Consider the following 25,131-nt stretch of genomic DNA (forward strand, 5'->3'; position numbering starts at 1 on the left):
AGCCCACCTTGTTTAAAGTGGACTTGTATTATGAAACTTGTGTCGAAACGACATGATGACGACGGGCATATGTTTCAATTGAAACTTTGTCATATCCGACAATCACTTCTTTTCCATCCGTTAAAATTGGACGTTTTAACAACTTCGGATTTTCGCTCATTAGTTTGAGGAGCTCACTCAACTTCAAATCTTCCACATCAACGTCGAGTTGTTTGAAAGCTTGGCTTCTCGTAGCCAATAATGAATCGACACCTTCTTCACTAATCGCAAGGAGTTGTAATAATTCGTCAACAGTTGGTGCATCTCTGAAAATGTGACGTTCACTCACTTGAAGCTCTTGTTCCTGTAAAAACGCTTTCGTCTTCCGGCAAGAAGTACAGCTCGGGTACGTGTAAAACATTAATTCTGATGCCATTTTATGTTCCTCCTCATTTCAACTTTTCAATTCGCTCATTTTGTATAAGTTGATTATACATCTCTTATACCCCGTTTGTACATATTTTGTACAACTTTTTTATAAATTTTGTACAAGTTTATTTTCCGTATTGATTTCACATATTTTTCACGATTATTTTGCTCAATTCTCACGTTTCCATAGCATTTTTTCGAATGTGTTGGTAAAATAGTGAATGAGAATGGAATAATGCACGTATGGGGGGATTAACATGGCAAGAATGTTTCGTGTCCTAGGCTTCTGGACTGGGCTAGTGGCGGCACTTGCTTTCGTAGGCGCACTAGGCGGCGACCAAAGTAGTAGTGAACATACTGGTGACTTTATCGTTATGGGACTTGTCTTCTTAGCACAAACGATTTTCTTCGTTGCACTTGGCTACTTAAAGCTTACTGAAAAAACATATGTATACGTCTTCGGCGCGTATTTGACAATTTTCTTCGTTGTCTTTACGTATTGGAGCAACTTCCAAATGTAAAAAAGATTGTCTCGTCGGAGACAATCTTTTTTATTGCTTGAAGAATGGATTCGTTTGCTTTTCTTCCTCAAGCGTCGTCTTTGGCCCGTGACCTGGGTAAAGGACCGTCGCACCCGGCATCACGTGCTTCATTCGTTCAATGGATCCCATTAACGTCGCCTGATCGCCTCCGAATAAATCGGTACGACCGACTGATTGTTTAAATATCAAGTCCCCACAAAATGCAATACCTTCATCCGCCAAATATAATACGACACTACCAGGAGAATGACCTGGAGTGTGATATAGATGGAATGTGAAATCGCCGATGACCAACTGATCACCTTCGTATACTTTCTCTGCCCGTTTCATCGCAGGTACAGGAAGATTGAAGGCTGTTGCACCGTTCTTTTCTCCATCAATCAACCAATCGCTCTCAAGACGATGCACGTACACAGGGATTTGATAGCGTTCACGGAGTGAATCAATCCCCCCGATGTGATCGAAATGCGCGTGGGTCAACAGAATCGCCGCAGGTGTTCCGAGGCGATCGATTGTCTCGAAAAATCTTGGGTCATCCGTCCCTGGATCGATGATGATGACAGTCCCTTCTTTTTCAAGAACATATCCGTTCTCTTGCGCTAAGCCAGACGTAATCTTCTTTACTTGCATGTGATTGATCCCCCTCTCTTATTCAAAACAATATTGTGGCAAAATTGTATCGATGTCAACCTTTGCTCGACAGCGCCTCAATAATCGGATAAAATAATAATGATATTTCAGTGAAATTTTTATGAATTTCATGACGTATAATTAAAGGGGGAACTCGTCATGCATTTGTATGAACCGTTCGGATGGATTTCTGTCATCGTCGCGATTGTGGCTGTATGGGGAATGATTCGTTCATTCAAAAAACGCCAATTCTTTCCGCTCGCAGTTGCAGGTTTAACTGTACTCGTATTCGGATTCTTTGGTGTTGCCACGTTGATCTACGGTGGTATTCCAGGTTAATGGATTCGCATCAAGCAATCATCAAGCGACTTCGGTCGCTTTTTTTGTGCCTAAAAACGAATCAACATTTTATGAAAGTGTGCTAAAGGATAAACATTCTACGTTGTTTAAGAAAAAACCAAAAAAACGAACCAAATCACATTGTGGTTTGGTTCGTCATTACGTTATTCATTCGTTTGTTCTTTAAAACGGAGCAAGTCAGAGTAAATCAAATCATCATTCATTTGTAAGATTTTTTCTGCTTCTTCCGTCATTGGGCCACAAAGTGTCGTGTCTTCCACTACTTCTCCAGATGTAGCATTGTAACACGTCGATTGTGTCCACACATATTCATCGGTCACGACCGTACCATCTCGGAAGATTGCACGGCTGTTTCGGTTTTCAGAGAATAAGTCATTCCCGAATCCAATTGTGTCCGACGTGTCAATTCCAAGTAAATGCAGGATTGTCGGTTTCATGTCGACATGACTTCCGATCGTTTCATGCACTTCACCTTTGTCTTGACCTGGCAAGTGAACAGCGAACGGTACTTGTTGCAATTTCGCCACGTCATATGGCGTCAACTCTTCCTTACCGAGCAACTCTGCCATCGCATTGTTGTGGTTCGTCGAGATACCATAATGGTCACCGTATACGACAAAAATCGTATCATCCCACATTCCGTTCTCTTTCAATTGATCGATGAAGAGACCGAGTGCATAGTCTTGATAAGCAAGCGCCTGTGGGAAGTTGTTTAACGTTGTTGAACTTGTCTCGAACTTCGGTACGAGTTCATAGTCTTCGCTTGGCATCGTATATGGGAAGTGGTTCGTCAATGTGATGAACTTCGCATAATACGGCTCAGGCAATTCTTGAAGCATCGGAATCGATTGTTCGAAGAAACTATCATCTAAGAGACCCCATTCTGTCATGTCTTCTGGATTTCCAAGATCGTAGCTCTTCTCATCGAAGAATTGGTCGACACCAATATTTTTATACATTTGGTCACGGTTCCAGAACGATTTATTGTTCGCATGGAATACGGCCGAATAATAGTTATCTTCTTTAATCAACTCTGGAAGTGCTTGATATTCGTTATCCGCGTTCGTAAAGTACACAGCACCACGCGGTAAGCCGTATAGTGAGTTATCGAGCGCGAACTCCGCATCCGATGTCTTCCCTTGACCTACTGTATGGTAGTAGTTTGGCCAATAGTGAGACTCTTCAATCAGCTTGTTCAAGTTTGGCGTGATATATTCACCGTTCGGCGCTTTCATGTTATGTGTGAAATTCTGTGCTGATTCAAACGAAACAACAATTACGTTCTTCCCTTTATACTTACCAAACAAATCTGGGTTCGGTGCAGCATAGTTTTGACGGGTGAACTGTTCGATTGTTGCGAGCTCAGATTCATCAGCCATCGCTTTTTGAGCAGATGTTTTCGTTTGAAGCATCGCATCATATACATGGAAGTTAAATGTTCCGATGTTTTTCACTAATAATTCACGGTCGAATGAACGAGTCAACAATTCAGGTCGTTCTGTTTCAGCCAATGAAAGGTTGAACAAGAATACCGATACAGCGGCAACGAACGTGACGAGTGCGCGTCTATGTGAAGCGGCATTCTCTTTCATGTTCATACGCCACAAGATAAATGGTAAGACGAATACATCGCCAAGAATGATTAAGTCTTTCCATTCAAGAAGTGATGTGAACGATGTCGACAACGTCTCCATGTTCGAAGGTTGCATAATGACTGGCATTGTTAAATAGTCCGTGAATTCACGATAGTACACGGCATCCGCAAACAAGATGAATGAGGCGAGCGCATAAAGTGTGTAGAGCACCCATTTTTGTTTGTTTCCTTTAAAGAAGAAATGAAAGGCAAACAGGAATAGTGTCGAGCTGATCGGGCTGATCAGCAAGATAAAGGCTTGCGCGGTATTTTCAATCGGAATGTTAAAGAAAAATTGATAGACGATATACGTCTTCGTCCAAAGCAATAACGTAAAAATCCAAAATAGACGATATTCTTGAAACGAAGCGCGGACCGTATCGTTCAGTCTCGTCGATAGCTTCGAGAAGCGTTGAGATGAATTCATCTGACGGTCTCCTCCTCTTTTCAGTTTTCGGCATGTTTTTATTAGCCATTATTTTTTTATATTTGTTCAATCGTTGTACAATTCAATATGAATAGTACACGTCCAGTATCAAGTCCAAATCTTACCCCTTTTTTAATAAAAAATCAACTGTGACGTTACAAATTTTACAATATCCCATACCCTTTCCCACAAGAAAACACGCCTGCAATGTGCAGACGTGTCCGTTTTATACGCGAGTCGGAAGGAAGTGTTTGCGTGCGAGCCAAGCACATCCAATCACACCGGCATCATTTTCGAGTTCAGCAATTTTAAACGACGTCGACTCATATACACGTTCGAGCGCAAAGCGCTTGAACTGAGCATCAAGCGGTTCAAGCAATGCTGCACCCGCTTTTGAGACGCCACCACCGATGACGATCATTTTCGGGTTGAGCGTGTTTGCGATATTCGAAATCGTCAATCCGAGGTATTCTGTCATCTCATCGATGACTTCTGTCGCTATCGTGTCTCCGGCTTTATATGCTTCAAACACGTCACGTGCCGTTACTTCTTTCAATTCGTTCAATGTAGTATGTTGATTTTTTCGTTTTTGGAGGGCTAAACGAGAAATACCTGTCGCAGAGGCAATCGTTTCGATACACCCTAGACGACCACAACCACATTTCACTGCTTTCGCCTCATCTCGCTCGACGGTAATATGACCGATTTCTCCGGCCATTCCAGCCGTACCATGAACGATGTTCCCGTTCGTAATGACGCCTCCACCGACGCCTGTTCCGAGCGTGATGGCGAGTAGTTCTGATGCACCTTCTCCGGCACCCTTCCACATTTCACCGAGGGCAGCAGCATTCGCATCGTTTTCGAGGACTGCCGGAAGACCGACCGCCTTTTCGAATTCACTCACGAGTGCGAAATCTTTCCACCCGATGTTCGGTGAATATTCGACAACACCCTCTGTGAAACTAATGAATCCAGGTGCCCCGATTCCTGCACCTGCGAAATCTTCTTTTTTCTTCCCTGATGTCTCTAAATACGTTTCAAATGAGGCTGCGATGTCTTTTGGAATATGTACACCGTTTTCTCGAATATCCGTTTTAACTTCCCACTTATCAGAAATGATGCCATTCATGTCTAAAACAGCCATCTTCACCGTTGTACCACCGATGTCGATTCCTAATAACCATTTCATACCGTTCACTCCTCATCTCAACTAAATCGCTTTCATTGAATAGTGTACACTATTATCCCCTTAGTGCAACCCTTTGCACTAAGGGGATTTCTGTCAATCTGTTGAATTTTTTAATTCGTGGGTCAAAATGATTTTCGCTGTGTCATAAACACGCTGTTCGATGATGCCCCCCTCATACAACTCGTCGAGTTCCATCATCATCAGTGAGATTTCTGCATCCCGTTCCCCGATATAAATAATGGTTCCGAACGACTTTAAAAACTGTTGGACATCATAAAAGTTTTTCATGCTTCTTCCTCCATCGTGGACTGGACATAACGATTTAACAATTCTCTTGTCGCTTCCATAGATGACACATGTGTCCGTTCATAGCTATGACTCGACTCAATCCCTGGACCAATCAAAGCATGCTTTACATCGTAGCCTGCGCGAATGGCAGCCGATGCATCCGATCCATAATAAGGATAGATATCTACCTTATATGCAATGTCATGCTCCTTACATAATGAGGTAAACTTTCTGCGAAGATTGATGTCATATGGTCCAGATGAATCTTTGGCACAAATTGAGACTGTATATTCATCTGAATGTTGACCATCTCCGAGCGCTCCCATGTCGACGGCAATGTATTCCACAACCTCTTCCGGAATGCCTGCATTGCCCCCGAATCCAACTTCTTCATAATTCGAAATCAAGAAGTGAACCGGGTGAGGCAGGTCGTAGCTAACCAAATCTTTAGCCAAGTCTAATAAAATAGCTACGGATGCTTTATCATCCAAATGACGTGATTTCACGTATCCGGAAGTCGTCACCTTGAATCGTGGATCAAATGATACAAAGTCACCGATTTCGATTCCAAGTGCCGTCACATCTTCACGAGAATGAACTTTCTCATCCAACCGAACTTCAATGTTTGATGGAGAGCGCTCTGCAGAATTCGTGTCTTTATAGACATGCACACTCGATTGATGGATGAGGATGGTCCCTTCGATTGCCTCGCCTTCCTCACGATGAACGAGACAGTTCTCACCTTCAATTGCCGTCCAAGCGTACCCTCCAACTTGAGTGAGTCGTAGGCGTCCACTTGGCAAAATGTCCTTGACCATCGCTCCAAGTGTATCGACATGCGCCGTCAATAGACGCGCCTCCTTCGAACGACCCGGGAATGTGGCCAGTAATGCCCCTTTATGTAGCCGAGACGTTTTGACACCGATTGACTGAAGCTCTTTTTCTGCAAAACGAATCGCCTCCTCCGTCATACCAGACGGACTTGGAATTTCAACTAATGTTTTCAGTGTATCAATCATCATATTCTCTCCTTACCAAGAACCGTACCCATATAGTAGACCAAATAACACGGTCGCGAGCACAGAAAATAAGATACGTTGCTTGCGATTTTTTTCATCGGGCAATCCGACGACCCCAGAGACGACGAATCCACCAAGTAACCCACCCGCATGCGCGAAGTGGTCCAAACTCGCGCCTAGTACAAACGCAAGTCCCACATTTAATCCTAACATAATAAACAGCGGAGGTCCGAGCGTCTTCATAAAGAGGGAGCGATCACGAAGTCCAAAATAGAGTAGCGCGCCGACCAGACCAAATAATGCTCCTGATGCCCCGGCTGAAATCGATTCACTGAACGCATACGATGCCGTCGTCGCTAGAATGCCACCAACCACGTATATGATAAAAAACCGGATCGACCCATACATCCGTTCAACGAGCGGACCAAGTGACCAGAGCGCAAACATATTGATGGCAAAGTGAAACCATCCGATATGCAAAAACATCGGCGTAATCAACCGCCACCACTCCCCCTCGTCGATGAGTGGGTTCACTTTCGCACCGAATGCAATCAAAGTGTTCGGATCGAGCGTCGAACCGACGGATTCAGCCAGCCACATGACTAAAAACGTAATGAACATCAACCCGTACACTACTTGTGGTTTTCCGAACGAGAATCGTTTCTTTAACTCCGCTTTCTTCTTTTTATCCATTGCGACCGCGAGCATTCGAAAACGATCGTCTTCCATCGTAGGGCTACATATCGAGCGAGATAACGTCACTCTCGCTGGAATCGGGAAAGTCATGCTCTCAATCCGCTCTTCATCGACAAGACGTTCACCATATATATGAAGCGTCAATCGCTTTCGCCCGATTCGAGATAGACGAAATGCGCCCAGGATGGCGTTCACATCGGTACTGACATGATTCGCCCACGCTTTTTCAGTTTGAACGTATAGGTCATAGCGGTCACCTGCTTTTGTATCAAACAAGATGACCGCACGAGACGGCTCTAAGATCCCTTCGATTCGGCCACCTTCCTCGACCGCCTGATAAATATCTTCCCAAAAGCATGTCGCCACCAATACCCCTCCTCTCTTATTCTATTGTAAATCACGTGACATCTCACCACAAAGTCGTGACTTGTTTCAAACGTACAAAAAACCCGCAACCTCTACGGCTACGGGTAAATCAGTATTTAGATTACAAGACAGGCTCCATCGTTTTCATGAGGACATTCGCAGAATGTTGCATTTTTTGATGCTCTTCTTCTGACAATTCAATCTCAACGACTTCACGCACACCTTGACGGTTGATGATGGCCGGTACCCCGATATGAATATCGTGTAATCCGTATTCCCCATCGAGGTGAGCACCGACTGTCAACAACGTGTTTTCATTACGAAGAACCGCTTTGACAAGGCGAAGTAATCCGAGTCCGATAGCATAGTATGTCGCACCTTTACGTTCGATGATGTGATAAGCCGCATCACGTACGTTCACATAAATGTCCTCAAGGTCTTGCCAGTTATATTCATCATGCTCTTCAAGCAACTGTTCAACAGACTTCCCGTAAATTCGGGCATTGCTCCATGCAGCGAACTCGGTATCACCATGTTCACCCATGATGTAGGCATGACAGTTACGTGGGTCGACGTTGAAATAATCGCCGAGCATGTAACGTAAACGAGACGTATCAAGCACTGTACCGGATCCGAAGACGCGATGTTTTGGAAGTCCAGAATATTTCCATGCCAAATGTGTCATAATGTCGACTGGGTTTGAGGCAATAATGATGATACCATCAAAGCCAGAATCCATAATGTCTGAAATCATCGATTTCATGATCTTCGCATTTTTTTCAACGAGGTCAAGACGAGTCTCCCCTGGACGTTGTGGTGCACCTGCAGTAATGACGACGATATCTGCTACACCACAGTCTGCGTAGTCTCCTGCCCAAACACGCATTGGTGAAGATGCGAACGAGACACCGTGGTTCAAGTCCATCGCTTCCCCTTCTGCTTTTGCCTTGTTGATGTCAATGATGACAAGCTCTTCACAAAGACTTGCTGTCGTTAACTGGTATGCGAAGCTCGCTCCAACTGCCCCTGCCCCTACGAGTGCAACGCGCGTTACTTTAGCATGATTTAATGTTTCCATATTGTTTCTCCACCCTTCGAACAATCTGTTTCATGTATTTGTTATCTCTGTTACAACAAGATTGTAACATCATTCACAAACCCTAACTACAGCGGAAACCGTTTTCACTTTGGCAATATTGTGACAACTTTCACATTCATTTGAAACATCTTCATTTCCTGTACTACCCTCATCCGAACACGAAAAAACAAATCATCGCTGCTCCAAACACGGACAAAAAATTGACTGCATCGTTTCCAAGAACCCGCCATCCCGACACATATGTTGTCGGAACTTGATGATGAATGTTCTTCTCGGTCAACTTCCCACACACCGTACAGCGAAACTTTCGTTGTACCGTTGCACCGAGCAATGTGTCGATAACGCTTCCACTTAGTCCGATTCCCCAAAGTGCCAATAGTAATGCCAAGTCTAATTCGACAAACAAAAGAGACGAGCAGACAATCATAAATGCGCCTAATACCGACATGACCGTTCCAAATGTTGAGACTGCGCCACTCGTTCCCGGCTCAACTTCCCTGAACGAGAACATGAACCGAGGTTTACGTTTTGCGAGGACACCGAATTCAGATCCCCACGTGTCACTCGTCGCTGCTGCAATGGACACGATGTACATGTATAGATAGACGACATCGTCCGTCAGCAAATAACCGAGGGCACAAAGTATCCCTACCCCTCCATTAGCTAACACTTGGATGGCGTCTCGAGCCCCCGTTTTCTCGACGATTTCATCCACACTTACTTTATCGCGAGATCGATATTTTGATGCGAGAGAAGACGTCGAGAAGAAGACGCCAAGTAAATAAAGTCCGAACCACCCAAACGACAACCCAATCAATACCCCTGTTATCACCGTCAAGATTGCTCCTGAGAGCGTTAAGGAGCGCAACCGATATCCGAGAAAGGCGACGATACAAGTTACAACAAATATGGCGAACATTGAATCATCTCCTTTTCTGTCACAATCCACTGCACAGGAAGATCGTGTGGTTCTGTCGGCACTTGATCGACAAGTTGAACGGAATACGCTAACGAAACCGTTATCCCTTCATATGTACGTAAAAAGCGGTCATAGTATCCTCCACCCCAACCAATACGGTATCCCGATCGGTCAAATACCCTTCCCGGTACAAGACATAAGTCGATTGCTTGAGTCGTCTGTGGAGTGGTCGGCTCCAAAATATTCATGACACCCGTCTCGAGATCATTCACAGAATGAATGATATGAAACGTCAACCCTTGTCCCGTTACTTTCGGGACGCACACCGTTTTTCCTGCTTCAAACGCCTCATGAATGATTGGGGACGTATCAATTTCGAGCGGAAGTGAAGAGGTCAACGCAATTGTCTGGCTTTCCTTCCATATATCTGTCGAGAACAACCGTTGATGGATGGATTGATCGACATGTGGTCGATTATTAATTTGCTTAATAGATTGATGGACAGTCTGTCTTAACGCTGCTTTTTCTTCCACAACGCATTCCTCCTTACAAAAAAAGCCGCCACATATGTGACGGCCGGTCCCTTATTACTTCACTTCGCGGTAAAGCGTGTGACGACGGAGACGTGGGTTGTATTTGCGCAACTCAAGGCGCTCAGGGTTGTTACGTTTGTTTTTCTTCGTGATGTACGTGCGATCGCCTGTTTCTGTGCAAGCTAATGTAATTTTAACGCGCATTTCTTTCACTCCCATCTTAATGATGTTGTATCAAGTGCTTTTGCTTTACAGTCTAAGCATACTCAATTATCCTACCAAGTTTCTTGTGAAAAAGCAAGATTATTTCACGTTCTTTTTCATTGATTCCTGTCCATATGGAGAAGTTTCAAGGGGTAGGCATGTGTTGACATTCTCGCTTACCTTATACCATTGTTCTAGGTCATGCATCGAGAGCTCTTCGCCGACATATACGCACTCCGCTGCAGAGAACACACTGTTTTCAATTCGATGGATCGCATCGAACAAACCACCATGACCGTGCGGGTTACGTGTCGCTTCAAAGGACAACATAGTTGAGTATAACGGAAGCGCAAGGGATTGCGCAAGTTCTCTTGCAGCAGGAATCGTCATCCAATCAAAATGATGAATCACTTTGAACGATACTCGTTTTGAAAGTTCATGAACGAGTTTTACATACGCAATATTTTGTGTGGCGACCTGATTCATGACGTGCTCTAAAAATGGGCTAGTCGGACGGACCCGATATACATGAACGTTTCCATGTCGTTCGTATTCCGGCAACTCATCGTGATACGGTGTCAACACATAGACGGTTTCTCCCTCATTCGCTCTCGCCTCTACTTCCTCGACGACACGATGCCCAAGTCCACCGACGATATGACCGTGATATTCCGGTGTGATCATGAGAATTGCCGGATCTTCTACATCCCGCTCAGTCGTCACATAATAATCGTGAGGAGACAGGAATGAATCGACATCAAGGTCTTCGTCTTGTAGGAATGGGTACGCCGCATAATGATCATCGAGCAGTTCACTTGATACCCCACCTTGATAAAGCGCCGTCTCAAGTTCGGCAAAGAGGCGTGTATGATCACGGAAGCGCTCAGCCGCATATTGTGCCGTCGTTTGACCATCTAAGATAAACGCCCAGTCACTTGATACAGCTAACACATAATGGCGAATCAATTGCTTTAAGGCACGATTCGTCAAATCAGACTGATCACGATAATCGGCTACGTCTTTGACAAGCTGCATTTCCATCATATGAAGATGACGGAGCATCCATTCATTCCGTTCATTGATCCACACTTCACCGTAGCCTTTTCGTCCCCATGTGTTCATGGAAACATGGACGGTTTGTAAATCTTTGAAGTGACGCTCTAGGAAGATCGCCGGCGTGATCGTTTCGATTCCAAATTCCTCGAGTCGCTCTGCGACCTTCCCGAGAAATTCAGGACCTTCAAACCACCAATGACCAAACAATTCTGCATCAAACGGTGCCGTCACCAAGAACGGCGGGAACGTTTGACCTCCATGGGCCTCGAGATGGCCCTCTAACGTTTGTGCGAAGTCTGTCGCATGATTCTCAATTTGATGTTCAGCCCACTCACGTACATAGAAGTCTTTTTGATCGGTGTCACCTGTGATGCGGTGCATTTTTAATCCTGTGTCGAATCGAATGCCTTCCGGATGCATGAACGATTGGATATAATCCCAATCTCGGTCGTAGGCCAAATCTCGATAGAATTCACGATAATCAGGGTGACCCGGATATCCAATCATCGAACTCCAAATTTTACCCGAAATGATTTGATCTCTCGGGAACAATGCGACTCCGTGTGGAGAATAGACGGGAGCTCCAATGCCCTTCTCTGGAGTTGGATCCGCATCGAGCAATGCATGTTCGTCGACAAATGTGTATCGAATCCCTTCTTCGTACAGGATTCTGTCTACACCTGGCGTGTAGGCACACTCAGGCAACCAAATGCCGGTCGGACGGAACCCGTAATGACGTTCGAAGCAGTTAAGACCTGTCCGAATTTCAGCACGAGCTGCCTGTTCCGTAAAGAGGTGCGGGTTGAAACCATGGGTCGCTGTACAAGTCACCATGTCAATATAACCCGCTTCTCGATATGTACGGAACGCCACATTCAAGTTTTTATTCCAATGAAGGAACGTATTTTTCAAATCACGATAACGTTGCTCATAAAAATGTAGCGTTGACGTCTCTTCATCCGTTCTCCCCTCAGAGAGCTCCAACGCGATCAACTCAAGCATCTCATCTAAGTGTTCGACGTATCGATCTTGGATGAGCGGGTCCGCGAGCATTTCTACGACAGGTGGTGAAATACTAACTGTCCAATGCAACGGACGCTTCAAGCGATCAACTTGCCAAAGGATTGGAATATATGTTTCTGAGATGGCTTCGTACACCCATCTTTCTTCTAAACGATGCTTCTCTTCATGCCTAACGTACGGTAAATGAGCATGAAGGACGAGTGAAAAGTATCCTGGTTTCATGTAGAAAGTCCTCCTTAACGTACGTGACGGTATGCCGCATATTTTGGTAATGTATCTAATAACTCTGGAGATTCAACTTCTCCGTACTGCCAACGTCTCACTGGCTCCGCGAAGCGTCCGATACCAACTGGTTCTGCACGTGGTGTATCAAGTGGTGCCGATGCCACAATTGGTAAAAACTCTCCCTCCATCGTGCGAATCCCGAACTCAAACACGTAGGTCGTATTCGGATCGAGAGGTCGAACGAACCAACTGTTCGTCATTTCAGGGAGATCGAACGTATACGAACGATTCGCGTGACCACTCGCGTAATCGAGCAAGGTCACATCTAAGATACGAAACGCTTTCGGTAGCTCTTCCCATCGTCTCATAAACTGGAGCTCTAACGTTTCTTTCACTAAGTCAGACACTTCCCAGCACACATATACCGAGTTCGGTGATTGAACGACCGCATGCAAGAAGTCTACGTTATATCGTTCTGGCAATTGCCAATAACCTTCAGGACTCTTTTCAAGGAGTGGAGAACGTTTCACATCAACCGTCTCTTTTGCTGATGCGACTTGTTTACGCGAAGTTGATCCCGACGCTTTAGCTTTTGCTTTCTTATTACTCTTTTGTTTCACAGGGACAACTTCCTCCAACTCTTGTTGCTGATTTCTCCATTTTCGCCATGCGTATTGGACTTTGCCAATCGGGACGTCTAGTTCTGCCGCAATCTGTTTCAACGTAAGTCCTTGTTGCTTCAAGGATACGATTTTCTCTTCCATCTCTGTATGGCTCCCTTCATGTAAAAAATCCATGTAGACTAGTATTCGCTCATTCTTTATGAATTCCTGCCCAAAAAAATAAAGAACAACAGCACTGTTGTTCTTTACCACTAATCTTATTGATTCAAATCATAATGTTTCCCTTTTTCGAGGAAAATTAAATGTTCTCCGAAGTTTGTCACGTGATCGCCCATCCGCTCGAGATAACGAGCGATGTTTGAGAACTCGTACACATCGTTCGTTCCGACTGTCATCGCCGGAAGAGAACCGATGTATTGTTTAATCACCGTTAGATTGATTTCATCAATTACACGGTCCATCTCATTGAGTTCACGGACACGACTCACTTCTCCTTTACGATACGCACGCGTTGCCAACTCGAGCATGTCAATCAACTGTTCAGCCATCTGTTTAAGTGGTTGAATGTCATGTAAATAAGGAACATGTTCAATTCGCGTCACAGCTTTAGCGATGTTCGTCGCGTAATCCGCAATGCGTTCTAAGTCCGTCGCCGATTTCATCGTTACAATCAGACGACGTAAGTCGGTCGCAACCGGTTGCTGCTTGGCAATTAATAAAATTGCTTCATCGTTAATTGTTAATTCCAAATCATCTAGTTCGTTGTCATTATCGATTACCGTTTGCGCTAACTCTAAATCATGCTTTTCTAACACTTCGATTGCGGTTGCCGTCTGACGCATCGTCAAATTTGCCAAACGGACCACTTTATCTTCTAATTCAGTTAATTTCGTATCAAAAAATGTGCGATTTTGTGCCATCAATCTAGTCTCCTCCTTAACCGAAACGGCCAGAAATATAGTCTTCCGTCCGTTTGTCAGATGGATTCGAGAAAATCTTATCTGTTACATCGAACTCGACAACTTCTCCATTCAAGAAGAAGGCCGTTTTATCCGAAACACGGGCAGCTTGTTGCATGTTATGCGTCACGATAATGATCGAGTATTGCTCTTTCAACTCTTGAACGAGTTCTTCCACTTTCAACGTAGAGATTGGGTCAAGGGCAGAAGTCGGCTCATCCATCAAGATGACGTCTGGTTCGATCGCTAGCGTTCTAGCGATACATAGACGTTGTTGTTGTCCACCAGAAAGTCCATATGCGTTCTCGTTCAAGCGATCTTTCACTTCATCCCAGATGGCAGCGCCACGAAGCGAACGTTCAACGATCTCATCGAGTACTTTCTTATTTTTAATGCCATGCGTACGAGGTCCGTAAGCTACATTGTCGTACACCGATTTCGGGAATGGGTTTGGTTGCTGGAATACCATCCCAACGGATGTACGTAAATCTTCTACTTTATATCCACGATCGAAGATGTTACGTCCATGGTACAAGATTTCACCATTTGTACGAACAGATGGGACGAGTTCGACCATGCGGTTCAACGTTTTAATGAATGTCGATTTTCCACATCCAGAAGGTCCGATGATTGCCGTGACTTCATTCTTTTTGATGTCGAGGTTGACGTCAATCAACGCTTGGTCTTCTCCGTACCATAAGTTCAAGTTATTGACGACATAAGCGCTATCTTTTTTCATCTCAGTAATTGTCGGTTCTGTCGTTGTTGTGTTCACGATTTGATCTCCTTTATTGAGCTCTTGTTGTTTCATCATCTCGAGCTTCCTCCTCATTCATCTGCAAAAACGACTTAATGTCGGTTCGTATATTTGTTTCGGATATAGATCGCTACAGAGTTCATCGCAATGAGCATCGTCATGAGTACGATGATTCCTGCCGCGGCCAAGTTTTGGAATTCTGCTTGTGGTCGGCTCGTCCAGTTATAAATCTGGATTGGGAGCGCAGTAAAGTCAGAAAAAATACTGCTTGGTGTTGTTGAAATAAATGTTGCTGCACCGACCATGATCAACGGTGCTGTTTCACCGATTGCACGGGAAACGGCTAAAATAATCCCTGTAATAATCCCAGGAATCGCTGATGGCAAGACGACATTGAATGTTGTCTGCCATTTTGAAGCACCAAGTGCTAAAGAAGCGTGACGTAACTCCATTTTGACTGCCCGCAATGCTTCTTGTGAAGCTACGATGACAATCGGTAAACTCATGAGACCGAGTGTTAACGCACCGGCCATAACTGAGTTTCCTAACTCCATCACTCGGACGAATATCGTCAAACCGAGTAATCCGAAAACAATTGAAGGTACACCAGCCAAGTTCGAAATGTTAACCTCGATAAATGAAGTCATTCGATTTTTCGGTGCATACTCTTCTAGATAGATGGCTGCACCGACACCGATGACGAACACCATTGGCACGATGAGTAACATCAACCATAGCGATCCAATCAATGCAGGATATAACCCCGCATCTTCAGGACGACGTGACGGGAAGTTACGCAAGAAATCAAGGTCGACCCATCCTGCCCCTTTTGAAACGATGTCATAAATCAACGTCGACAAGACGACTAACGCAAAGACGAGCCCTGCCAAAAAGATATACTTAAAAATTTCATTCAGTTGTAAACGGCGCTTAATACGTTCAGACACCGTCTCACGATCCATCAGGTTCTTCGTATTCTTGAACTCACTGTTCGGTAAAGCCATATTAGTACTCCTCTCTGAAGCGGCGCGTCACCCAGTTGGCGAACAAGTTCATCAAGAGGGTAAAGACGAACAATAACGCACCGACCGCATAGATACTGTAGTATTCGATTGTGCCGTAACCTGCATCACCTTTTGCGATTTGAACGATATAAGCTGTCATCGTTTGAATCGCATTGAGCGGATTGAACTCAAAGTTTGGTTGCGATCCACCAGCGATCGTCACAATCATCGTTTCACCAATCGCACGGCTCATTCCGAGAACGATTGAGGCAATGATCCCAGAAGTCGCTGCAGGCATGACGACTTTCGTCGCCACTTCAAGACGTGTTGCCCCAAGACCGAGGGCACCGTCGCGAATTTTCTTCGGTACCGCACTCATCGCATCCTCAGAAATCGAAGCAATCATCGGAATAATCATAATCCCGACGACAATCCCCGGACTAAGCGCATTGTAAATTTGGAGTCCTGGAATCAAAGCTTGTAAAATCGGCGTAATGAATGACAATGCGAAGAAACCAAAGACGATGGTCGGTACACCTGCCAACACTTCTAAGATTGGCTTTAACACACGGCGAGCTCGCTCAGAGGCGTACTCACTCAAATAAATCGCAGACGCCAAACCAAGCGGGACGGCTACAATCATCGCAATCACAGTAATTTGGAGCGTCCCCATCACAAGCGCCCATACCCCGAAGCGCTGATCTGCACTAAGCGGATACCATTCTGTCGATCCTAAAAATTCAGCGACTGGCACTCGTTCAAAGAACTTAAATAGCTCAAAGCCAAGTGTGAACGCAATACCAATTGTCGTTACGACTGATACAAATGCGCTCAAGAATAATAAGAACGGCATGATTTTATCAAACACGTTCGTCGTACTATATTTCTTTTGTTTATTTTGTTGAATCATCTCTCGAATCGAGAGCTTTTTGTTTGGTTCATTCATCTCGTGTATCGCTCCCTACCTCTTCATACTAGAAAGCATGGCGAGAAGGTGAGAGCTAGTCTCACCTTCTGCCACGTATCATCTTATTCTCCAGCGATTTCGTCGATCATCTTCATGTTTTCGTCGTAACGCGCTTGCTCCATTTTCACGTAACCAACCTCTTCTGAAAGGTCAGCTGCATTTTCATTCATGAAGCGTGCGAAGTCAGCCACTTGCTCTTTGTCTTTCAACGAAGCGTTGTTGACGTACGTGTAAATTTCACGTGAGAGCGGGTAAGACAAATCGTTGATTGTGTCATGAGTTGGCTCAACTCCCTCAACATTTAATGCACGAAGCGTGTCTTGGTTCTCGAGGTAGTAAGCGAACCCGAAGAATCCGATTGCACCTTCCGTCCCAGCTACACCCGTTACGAGTACGTTGTCATCCTCTGACAATTGTGCATCTTGACGAATGTCCGTTTCATCGAGAACTTTCTCATCGAAGAAATCGTACGTACCTGAATCTTTACCAGGTGCGAAGAATGAGATCTCTTCATCTGGCCAGTCAGAGCGAACATCTTTCCACGTTTTCACGCTTGTGTCAGTCCACATTTTATTCAATTCTTCAATCGTGATATCTTGTGCCCAATCGTTCGCTGGGTTGACAACGAGTGAGAGACCATCAAGCGCGACTGAGAGTTGTGTAAATTCCACACCATTTTTCTCAGCTTCCGCTGCTTCTTCTTCTTTGATTTCACGTGATGCGTTCGAGAAGTCTGTCTCGCCTGTCACGAAGCGTTTGAAGCCACCACCTGTACCAGAGACACCGACCGTCACTTCAACTTCTGGTTGCTCAGCTGAATATTCTTCTGCGACTGCTTCCATGATTGGGAATACAGTTGATGATCCGTCCATGACGACTTTTCCTGAGAGCCCTTCGCCTTCAGCAGCGCCACCTTCTTCATTGTTCCCACAGGCTGCACCTACGAGTGCGACCGAAGTGATTGAAGCGAGTAAAGCTGATTTTTTCATCCAAGACATTTGTGACGTCCTCCTTGAGTTTGCTTTGATTTTTGTTGTGGATCTGTTGTTCTGTCCTACAATTAATATCCTAATGAACTTCTATTAACGAGAAATAAACGGAACGTAAAAGAATTGTAAAGACAAAAAAAGAAGCCACCGAAGTGACTCCTTTCATTGAAGCATTGCATTCACATCTTCTAAATTAAAGTAAGCTTTCATAATATCGTGCGCGACTCGAGTGTTGATTCCTTCCGCCTCAAGTCCAGGCATGATAATCGCCCATGCGATTTCAGGATCATCAAACGGTGCCCAACCGACGTGGTTCGAGTTAAGCGTCTTGATTGGTTCCCCTTTTGCGTTCCGTTTCGCCTGACCGTCTGCACCTTCAGCAATGGCCTGCGCTGTTCCGGTCTTACCGGCCGCAGTCATCCCTGTCTGTTGCAAGATTCGAGATGAACCAGACGAAGATTCAACCCCTTGACGATACCCTTCACGAACCCGCTCAATATACTCGTCTTGAATATCCACTTTATTCAACGCGTTTGGTTGGAACGTGCTGACGACTTGCTTCTTGTTTTCATCGAGCGAACCCGGCTCAATGATTTCTTTTAGTAAGTGTGGCTGAATGCGATAACCGCCATTCGCTAACGTAGACGTATATTGTGCCAATTGGATCGGCGTGTACGAGATATACTGTCCAATCGACATATCCATGAGAAGCGTGACACGGTCGGGAACGCTACGGAATCCAATCGACTCGAACGGTAAATCAATCCCCGTCTCGATTCCGAGACCGAACTGTTTATAATAATGTTCCATCGTTTCAAATGCTTGTGTGACATTATCCCCGACGATTTGTCCGGTAGAATAATAGTCAGCCAAACGTAACGCGATTTGGAACATATAAATATTTGACGACATCGCAAGTGCATCTAAATCGTTAATGTTCCCCATATTGCGGTAAGAGGCTTTGGTAGATGATCCAATTTTTATCGGCGCATCATAAATATACTCTCCTGGCTCGACGACGCCTTCTTCAAATCCATAGGCGACGGTCGCCCCTTTGATGGTTGACCCGATTTGGCTGGCACGAAGCACAGTCCCTGTCGAGACGTCTTTGAACTCGTTCGTCTCTAAATCAAGCTCCTGTCCTGACAAGGCGAGTAGTTCACCCGTCTGCGGGTTCATGACGACAGCAAACGCGCGGTCGAAATGAGGACTTCCAGAACGTCCGGCACGAATCGCTTTTTTCAAAATCTCGTCGACTTCTTTCTGGAATTCAATGTCAGTCGACAATACGATATCTTTCCCTGGGTTCCCACTCACGCGTGTCGGCTCTCCGACCGGTTCACCTTTATATGTCGTGAACACATCGTAGGCAGGCGTCCCGCGAAGGACATCTTCATATTGTTGCTCCAAGTAGGACGTCCCAACCCGGTCGTTCAATCCGTATCCTTTCGCCTGATAAGAAGCTCGTTGCTCGGCCGGGATTTGTCGATAACTTCCTAAGAAGCTCTTGAACGTCTCATCGAACGGATAGTCGCGTTGATAGTATGGCTCGACGCTCACGCCTGGCAACATTTCTAAGTTCTCTTCAATGACCGCCATCTCTTTCGGGCTTGCGCCGATTTTGATGACTTGTGGATCGAGAGCGTATCCGCTCTCCATATTATGCTTAATCGCAATGATTTCTTCGGTCGCATCATCGAACGTGATTTCTTCTTCTGTGATAGAGTCGAGCAAGAGACGATCCACGTCCTGGTTGGACAACGCAGCTCGCTCATCTTCTGGCAACTCTTCCAACAATGCCTGCGTGCGTTCTTGTGCCAGTTCAGGATTCGTCGCGATCCAGTAGTCTTTGCGGTCACGTTCCGTCATTTTGCGATCCTTTTCTGGAATATCGACGATTTCTGACAATTTTTTGGCGACATCTAAACGTTCATCCGCTTTCGTCACTTGCGAACGGCGATACATGATCGAGTAGTTCGAAATCGTATCCGCGAGCACTTGACCGTTACGGTCATATATTTTCCCTCGAGGTACCTCGTATTTAATCTTACTTGACTCCGTTTTTTGTACTTCACGTGCAATCAATTCCCCATTCACGATTTGAACGACACCTAATCGAAAAATCAAGGTCGCAAATAGAACGAAGACGATGAAAAATAACAAATTCAAACGTAACGGTAAGTGGTTTCGCCGTTTTTTCGGCACTTTCACACGATTTTTAGCCAAGTCCGTTATCTCCTTCCACAATCGATTCCTTCTATAGTATAGAGTACATGGTCATCTATTATTTTGTCCGTTTTTCACTATATCATAATTTGTTTACAAATTAATGAAAGACACAAAAAAACCCGAGACTCTATGAAGAATCTCAGGGTTTGTCGGCTTATTTTGCGTCAGCGTACAATTTCGCAACATAATCCCAGTCGATGACGTGGAAGAATGCATTGATATAGTCAGGACGACGGTTTTGGTAGTTCAAGTAGTAAGCGTGCTCCCAAACGTCAAGTCCGAGGATTGGCGTAACGCCTTCCATGATCGGTGAATCTTGGTTTGGTGTAGACGTCACTTCAAGTTTACCGTTCTTCACGACGAGCCATGCCCATCCAGATCCGAAACGAGTTGTTGCAGCTTTTGTGAATTCGTCTTTGAATGCATCGAAGCTACCGAACGACTCATCGATTGCAGCAGCAAGTTCGCCAGACGGTGTGCCATTCTCGTTTTTCTTCAAGAGTTTCCAGAAGAACGAGTGGTTCCAGTGACCGCCACCATTGTTACGGACAGCAGTTTGAATGTCAGCAGGAAGTGAATCGATTTTTTGGAGCAAGTCTTCGAGTGAAGAGTACTCCACGTCTTTTCCTTCGAGTGCATTGTTTACGTTTGTGACGTAAGTGTTGTGGTGTTTCGTGTGGTGGATTTCCATCGTGCGTGCATCAATGTGTGGTTCGAGTGCATCATATGCGTAATCAAGTTGTGGTAATTCAAATTTAGCCATTACTAAAATCCCCCTTAAAATTGTTGTGAACATCGTTCGTTATAAATGTAACAGATTTGTGACGGTCGACTCAATTGTAATGCCTCACTCTACATCTTCTTCTGGTAACGCCCAGACTGAAATAGATCCCGCCGCCACTTTAAATACCCCAAATCCTTCGTCATCAATCTCAATTTTATCTTCACGCGTATTCGTCAAGTCGACCCATGTTTCACCAGCTCGCTCTTCCCCGACGAACATACGCTTTTCAGCCTCGTCCGAAGTTGAGATGAGAACGGCACATCCTGAACGTTCAATTTCTTCCACACCTTTACGCACCCATCCGATGACGTTTGAATCATCGAAATAGTCGTCCTGTTCCCCGTAAGCTTTTTCTCGACGAGCATAAAGAAGTGTATCGATGGCTAGCTTCATTCCGTCGGTTGGGTGAGGGCCATCTATGCCATAATAATCTCCATAGAACACACATGGATAGCCATCTTTACGAAGTAAAACGAGACCGTATGCGATTTGCTTGAACCAATCTTTCACCCATGACTCAAGCGCCTCTTCAGGCTGTGAATCGTGATTGTCCACGAACGTTACCGCGTGAAGCGGGTGTGACTGGACGAGCGTGTCATCAAAAATGGTTCGCATATCGAACGAGGCACCTTCCTCCGAGGCTTGATGCAGTTTATAGTGGAGAGGAACATCGAACAAATCGACGTGGTAATCGATGTTATCGAGAAATTCGCGGCAAGCATCGAGATCTGATTTCCAAAACTCTCCGACGAAATAGAATTGGTCGCCTTTCTCTTCTCTCATCGTTTGACTGAACTCTTTGACGAAATCGTAGTTGATATGTTTGATTGCATCCAATCGGAATCCGTCACACTTCGTTTCCTCAATGAACCATTTACCCCAATTCAACACTTCTTCCCTGACTTCAGGATGATGATAATCGATGTTCGCGAACATCAAATAATCATACACACCGAATTCATCATCGACATTATCATTCCATCTCTTGTTTTCTCCAACAATGAAGAAAATCCCGGAACGGTCTGTCGCCGCATCGTAATCGGTCCCATTAAAATGAGTGAAGTCCCATTTGAACGAAGAATATTTCCCATCCCGGGCTTCATAATCAAACTTTGTCCATCCCTCGATTTCAAAAGGCTCATCTGAAAGGACTTTCGTGCGGTCATCCGGATCCACTTCTAATACTTCAAACTTCTCGGTCGCATCCGCACCTGCTTTATGGTTCATAACGACGTCCATATAAATTTGCATCCCTAGTTCTTGCTGACAGAACGATGTCGCTTCAAGAAGTTCTTTCTTCGTGCCATATTTTGTGGCAATCGATCCTTTTTGATCGAACTCACCTAAATCATATAAGTCATAAATGCCGTACCCCGTGTCCTTATCACTCTGTCCTTTTGTGACAGGAGGTAACCAGAGCGCTGTAATTCCGGCTTTATTTAAATCTTCTGCTCTCTCTTTTAACCGCTTCCAATGTTTTTGATCCGCTTCGACATGCCATTCAAAAAACTGCATCATGGTGTGATTTCGTTCCATTTTGTCCGCCTCATTTCATATTTTTCAAAAAAACAAAATGCTAACGAGTATTTACCCATGAAATTTAGATTGAAAACAAAAAAACAACTTTCACAAAATGAAAGTTGTTTTGGAATGGACCCTGTAGGACTTGAACCTACGACCGGACGGTTATGAGCCGTCTGCTCTAACCAGCTGAGCTAAGGGTCCTTATAAGTAGCGGCGGAGGGAGTCGAACCCACGACCTCACGGGTATGAACCGTACGCTCTAGCCAGCTGAGCTACACCGCCATGTTGTTATACAGTAATAATATACTGAATATGTTATACAGTGTCAAGGAAAATTCCTTGCTAAGTACAGAAAAACACTCCGACTATTTAGCCGGAGTGCTCCATCTTTATACAGTTACTTCGTTCGCGTCTTCAAGTGTGATTTCTGTGATGTTCATGGCATGGTCACCGATCCGCTCAAGGTTTGAGAGCATGTCGACAAAGAACATACCTGCTTGTCCATCACAAGCACCCGTGTTCAAGCGAACAACATGGTTTTTACGGAATTGACGCTCGAGCATATCGAGTTTCGCTTCCATTTCGATGACTTTACGTGCTTCGACCATGTCACCGCTCGCTAACGTCTGAAGTGATTTCTCTAACGTTTCGCGTGTGAGGTCATACATTTCAGTCAATTCTTTTTGAGCATCTGCTGAAAGTGTCACTTTCGTAGCAGTCTTATAGTCAATCAACTCAATGATGTTTTCAACGTGGTCACCGATTCGTTCGATATCGTTGATCGCATGCATGAGCGTCTTGTGTTCTTGTGATTCTTGCTCGGTCAAATCGACAGCTGCCAATTTTACGAGGTAATCTGTAATTTTAGCATTCAACGAGTTCAATGCTTCTTCGATATGCGCAGACTTTTCAGAGTGCTTTTTATCCCCTGTTGTCAAATAGTTACGCGCTTCGTCAAGACCAAGTTTTGCGAAATCTCCCATTCGGATGACTTCGTATTTCGCTTGCTCCACTGCGATCGATGGCGACTGTTGAATGAAGATTGGATCCAAATGCTGTGCTTTCGTATCGACGATTGAATCTTCACCCGGCACCAATTTCGTCACGATCCACGCAATCGACCCGATGAACCAGAACTGGACGAATGTGTTGACGACGTTAAACGTACCGTGTGCGAATGCAATTTGCATCTTGTCTTCAATTGCCAAGAAGTCTGTAATCCAATAAATATAGTTTGTGAACGGAATTAACAAAATCATGAAGATTGTCGTTCCGATTAAGTTAAAGATAACGTGCGCTGCAGCTGCACGACGTGCGGCAACTGATGCACCGATTGATGCCAAAATGGCTGTGATTGTCGTACCAATGTTGTCACCAAACAATACCGGAAGAGCGGCATCCAAGTCGATTGAACCACCCGCATAGAGCTCTTGCAAAATTCCGATTGTTGCAGAAGATGACTGGACGATGACTGTAAATACCGTACCGACGATGACACCGAGGAACGGATTGTCACTCATTGATTGCGTCAAGTCGATGAAATACTCACTTGAGCGGAGCGGACGCATTCCGTCACCCATCAACTCAAGACCATAGAACAATGCCCCGAGGCCAAAAATAACTTGTCCAAGGTGCTGGTAACGCTCTTTCTTAAAGAAGAAGAGTAAGACTGCACCGATTGCAATCATCGGGAGTGAATACTCACCGACATCGAATCCGATGATAAATGCCGTCACCGTTGTACCGATGTTTGCCCCCATGATGACTCCGATTGCTTGACGGAGTGTCATGAAGCCGGCGCTAACAAGTCCGACCGTAATAACGGTTGTACCTGAAGAAGATTGAATCAATACAGTAACGATGATCCCGGCGAGTACACCAAGGAATGGATTCGTTGTATACTTATCTAGGATGTCACGCAGGCGATTCCCTGCAGACTTTTGGAGTCCGTCTCCCATCGATTTGATCCCGAAGAGGAAGATCCCTAGACCTCCAAAAAACATGAATAACATTTCTTGCAAATTGTATTCCACGATTTTTGTACTCCTTTTAATTAAGAATTGGTTGGATTTGCTTGGTTTTTAATGCCCTACTCATTATGCCTTCATCGGCGTCTTCATGTAAACACGTTTTATGTAAAAGTTTTATTAAAACACTGTACTATTTTAACCATTTTTCTATTAGTTGTAATATAACAGATTGGAGTTTTTAGCATGTTGTCCACCATCTTTACGTTCCTTCGAACAAGTTTAGTGCCATCAAAGCGAACACTACGCCTTCGACTCGCTCCGCTTCATGCCTATATGGGAGCCACTCTCGTGTTGACGCTCCTGATCACCGTCTTGGACTTTGTTGTGATTCGTCCTGACTTTTTCATTCCGATGTGGCTATTCTTACATGGATTCGCCATCTTCTTTTTCTATTTACTGTGGGTCGCCATCATGGCTTTATACGTTCAGTTGTTTACAAAAGTCTACTCGAAAAACATGTGGGCCTACCGTCAAGCTTGGCCATATACCGTGTCGATGACATTCATTCCGACTATTTTATTAGTGACGTTATACCATATGAACCCTTCCCTTATATCGATTGGTTTCGTCATTGGACTCGGATATATCACCTACCCTTTAACGAAAGTGCCACAAAAAAAACAACGACAAGCGTCTTCGTAAACGCTC

Annotated in this window: 25 protein-coding genes and 2 tRNA genes; 3 read left to right on the top strand and 24 right to left on the bottom strand. The window is 44.8% G+C overall.

The genetic code is table 11. The features are described from left to right. Positions 1 to 28: 28 nt before the first annotated feature. On the bottom strand, positions 29 to 415 hold the full coding sequence (locus KNO91_RS10245) for a Spx/MgsR family RNA polymerase-binding regulatory protein (RefSeq protein ID WP_074033321.1): 387 nt from the start codon (positions 413 to 415) through the stop codon (positions 29 to 31). A 250-nt stretch (positions 416 to 665) separates the two neighbouring features. Here KNO91_RS10245 and KNO91_RS10250 point away from each other — a divergent pair, with 250 nt between their 5' ends. Further along, positions 666 to 929, top strand: coding sequence for a DUF2626 domain-containing protein (locus tag KNO91_RS10250; protein WP_012726597.1), 264 nt, complete (start codon positions 666 to 668; stop codon positions 927 to 929). 30 nt (positions 930 to 959) lie between these two features. On the opposite strand, the gene KNO91_RS10255 is transcribed toward KNO91_RS10250, so the two are convergent. Beyond that, positions 960 to 1,580, bottom strand: a complete 621-nt coding sequence (locus tag KNO91_RS10255; protein ID WP_214794657.1) for an MBL fold metallo-hydrolase — start codon at positions 1,578 to 1,580, stop codon at positions 960 to 962. 159 nt (positions 1,581 to 1,739) lie between these two features. On the opposite strand from KNO91_RS10255, the gene KNO91_RS10260 reads away from it, so the two are divergent. Further along, positions 1,740 to 1,919, top strand: a complete 180-nt coding sequence (locus KNO91_RS10260) for a DUF2759 domain-containing protein (RefSeq protein ID WP_074033323.1) — start codon at positions 1,740 to 1,742, stop codon at positions 1,917 to 1,919. A 164-nt stretch (positions 1,920 to 2,083) separates the two neighbouring features. Here KNO91_RS10260 and KNO91_RS10265 read toward each other — a convergent pair whose 3' ends face one another. The 22 genes from KNO91_RS10265 to KNO91_RS10370 all read right to left on the bottom strand — a co-directional run bounded on the left by KNO91_RS10265 (position 2,084) and on the right by KNO91_RS10370 (position 24,486). Beyond that, the gene (locus KNO91_RS10265) at positions 2,084 to 4,000 is read right to left on the bottom strand and encodes an LTA synthase family protein (protein WP_214794655.1); all 1,917 of its coding nucleotides are present in this window, start codon (positions 3,998 to 4,000) and stop codon (positions 2,084 to 2,086) included. A 226-nt stretch (positions 4,001 to 4,226) separates the two neighbouring features. Next, on the bottom strand, positions 4,227 to 5,189 hold the full coding sequence (locus KNO91_RS10270; protein WP_214794653.1) for an ROK family glucokinase: 963 nt from the start codon (positions 5,187 to 5,189) through the stop codon (positions 4,227 to 4,229). Between the two features lie 93 nt (positions 5,190 to 5,282). Beyond that, positions 5,283 to 5,477: a YqgQ family protein gene (locus KNO91_RS10275; RefSeq protein WP_012726602.1), complete on the bottom strand. Its 195-nt coding sequence runs from the start codon at positions 5,475 to 5,477 to the stop codon at positions 5,283 to 5,285. Then, positions 5,474 to 6,496 (bottom strand): M42 family metallopeptidase, encoded by a 1,023-nt coding sequence (locus tag KNO91_RS10280; protein WP_214794651.1) that lies wholly within the window; start codon positions 6,494 to 6,496, stop codon positions 5,474 to 5,476. The genes KNO91_RS10275 and KNO91_RS10280 overlap by 4 nt, the downstream gene beginning before the upstream one ends. 12 nt (positions 6,497 to 6,508) lie before the next feature. Next, positions 6,509 to 7,558, bottom strand: a complete 1,050-nt coding sequence (locus KNO91_RS10285; protein WP_371816660.1) for a rhomboid family intramembrane serine protease — start codon at positions 7,556 to 7,558, stop codon at positions 6,509 to 6,511. Between the two features lie 121 nt (positions 7,559 to 7,679). After that, positions 7,680 to 8,636, bottom strand: coding sequence for an L-lactate dehydrogenase (locus KNO91_RS10290; protein WP_074033328.1), 957 nt, complete (start codon positions 8,634 to 8,636; stop codon positions 7,680 to 7,682). A 169-nt stretch (positions 8,637 to 8,805) separates the two neighbouring features. Continuing rightward, positions 8,806 to 9,576 (bottom strand): DUF92 domain-containing protein, encoded by a 771-nt coding sequence (locus KNO91_RS10295; protein WP_214817819.1) that lies wholly within the window; start codon positions 9,574 to 9,576, stop codon positions 8,806 to 8,808. Then, the gene (locus tag KNO91_RS10300; protein WP_214817821.1) at positions 9,555 to 10,109 is read right to left on the bottom strand and encodes a 5-formyltetrahydrofolate cyclo-ligase; all 555 of its coding nucleotides are present in this window, start codon (positions 10,107 to 10,109) and stop codon (positions 9,555 to 9,557) included. Before KNO91_RS10300 ends, KNO91_RS10295 begins: the two co-directional genes overlap by 22 nt. Positions 10,110 to 10,163: 54 nt before the next feature. Continuing rightward, complete coding sequence (rpmG, locus tag KNO91_RS10305; protein WP_255313299.1) at positions 10,164 to 10,328, bottom strand: 50S ribosomal protein L33; 165 nt, start codon at positions 10,326 to 10,328, stop codon at positions 10,164 to 10,166. An 84-nt stretch (positions 10,329 to 10,412) separates the two neighbouring features. After that, positions 10,413 to 12,614, bottom strand: coding sequence for a 1,4-alpha-glucan branching protein domain-containing protein (locus tag KNO91_RS10310; protein ID WP_214817823.1), 2,202 nt, complete (start codon positions 12,612 to 12,614; stop codon positions 10,413 to 10,415). Positions 12,615 to 12,628: 14 nt separating this feature from the next. Beyond that, positions 12,629 to 13,414 carry a DUF4912 domain-containing protein gene (locus KNO91_RS10315; protein WP_251126614.1) on the bottom strand — a complete coding sequence of 262 codons (786 nt, stop codon included), beginning with the start codon at positions 13,412 to 13,414 and terminating at the stop codon, positions 12,629 to 12,631. Positions 13,415 to 13,497: 83 nt separating this feature from the next. Next, positions 13,498 to 14,160 carry a phosphate signaling complex protein PhoU gene (gene phoU, locus KNO91_RS10320; protein WP_214693037.1) on the bottom strand — a complete coding sequence of 221 codons (663 nt, stop codon included), beginning with the start codon at positions 14,158 to 14,160 and terminating at the stop codon, positions 13,498 to 13,500. A gap of 16 nt (positions 14,161 to 14,176) precedes the next feature. After that, the gene (pstB, locus tag KNO91_RS10325; RefSeq protein WP_224862754.1) at positions 14,177 to 14,938 is read right to left on the bottom strand and encodes a phosphate ABC transporter ATP-binding protein PstB; all 762 of its coding nucleotides are present in this window, start codon (positions 14,936 to 14,938) and stop codon (positions 14,177 to 14,179) included. A gap of 110 nt (positions 14,939 to 15,048) precedes the next feature. Continuing rightward, positions 15,049 to 15,960: a phosphate ABC transporter permease PstA gene (gene pstA, locus KNO91_RS10330; RefSeq protein WP_214794639.1), complete on the bottom strand. Its 912-nt coding sequence runs from the start codon at positions 15,958 to 15,960 to the stop codon at positions 15,049 to 15,051. 1 nt (position 15,961) lies between these two features. Beyond that, positions 15,962 to 16,906, bottom strand: a complete 945-nt coding sequence (gene pstC, locus KNO91_RS10335; protein ID WP_214794637.1) for a phosphate ABC transporter permease subunit PstC — start codon at positions 16,904 to 16,906, stop codon at positions 15,962 to 15,964. An 83-nt stretch (positions 16,907 to 16,989) separates the two neighbouring features. Continuing rightward, complete coding sequence (locus KNO91_RS10340) at positions 16,990 to 17,925, bottom strand: PstS family phosphate ABC transporter substrate-binding protein (RefSeq protein WP_214787456.1); 936 nt, start codon at positions 17,923 to 17,925, stop codon at positions 16,990 to 16,992. 153 nt (positions 17,926 to 18,078) lie between these two features. Beyond that, positions 18,079 to 20,142, bottom strand: coding sequence for a peptidoglycan D,D-transpeptidase FtsI family protein (locus tag KNO91_RS10345; protein WP_214794633.1), 2,064 nt, complete (start codon positions 20,140 to 20,142; stop codon positions 18,079 to 18,081). Positions 20,143 to 20,299: 157 nt separating this feature from the next. Further along, a complete protein-coding gene (locus KNO91_RS10350) occupies positions 20,300 to 20,908 on the bottom strand; it encodes a superoxide dismutase (protein ID WP_214794631.1) in 609 nt (202 codons plus the stop codon). 84 nt (positions 20,909 to 20,992) lie between these two features. Then, positions 20,993 to 22,465 carry an alpha-amylase gene (locus KNO91_RS10355; protein ID WP_214787453.1) on the bottom strand — a complete coding sequence of 491 codons (1,473 nt, stop codon included), beginning with the start codon at positions 22,463 to 22,465 and terminating at the stop codon, positions 20,993 to 20,995. A gap of 115 nt (positions 22,466 to 22,580) precedes the next feature. Next, a tRNA-Ile gene (locus KNO91_RS10360) sits at positions 22,581 to 22,654 on the bottom strand. 7 nt (positions 22,655 to 22,661) lie between these two features. Continuing rightward, positions 22,662 to 22,735: transfer RNA gene (locus KNO91_RS10365), tRNA-Met, on the bottom strand. A gap of 107 nt (positions 22,736 to 22,842) precedes the next feature. Beyond that, entirely contained in the window at positions 22,843 to 24,486 is a 1,644-nt protein-coding gene (locus KNO91_RS10370; protein WP_214794629.1) for a Na/Pi cotransporter family protein, read from the bottom strand. A 180-nt stretch (positions 24,487 to 24,666) separates the two neighbouring features. Between KNO91_RS10370 and KNO91_RS10375 the strand changes: the two genes are divergently transcribed. Beyond that, on the top strand, positions 24,667 to 25,125 hold the full coding sequence (locus tag KNO91_RS10375; RefSeq protein WP_214794627.1) for a hypothetical protein: 459 nt from the start codon (positions 24,667 to 24,669) through the stop codon (positions 25,123 to 25,125). Positions 25,126 to 25,131: the final 6 nt, after the last annotated feature.

The sequence above is a fragment of the Exiguobacterium sp. s59 genome, from assembly GCF_018617475.1.
Lineage (GTDB): Bacteria > Bacillota > Bacilli > Exiguobacteriales > Exiguobacteriaceae > Exiguobacterium > Exiguobacterium aestuarii.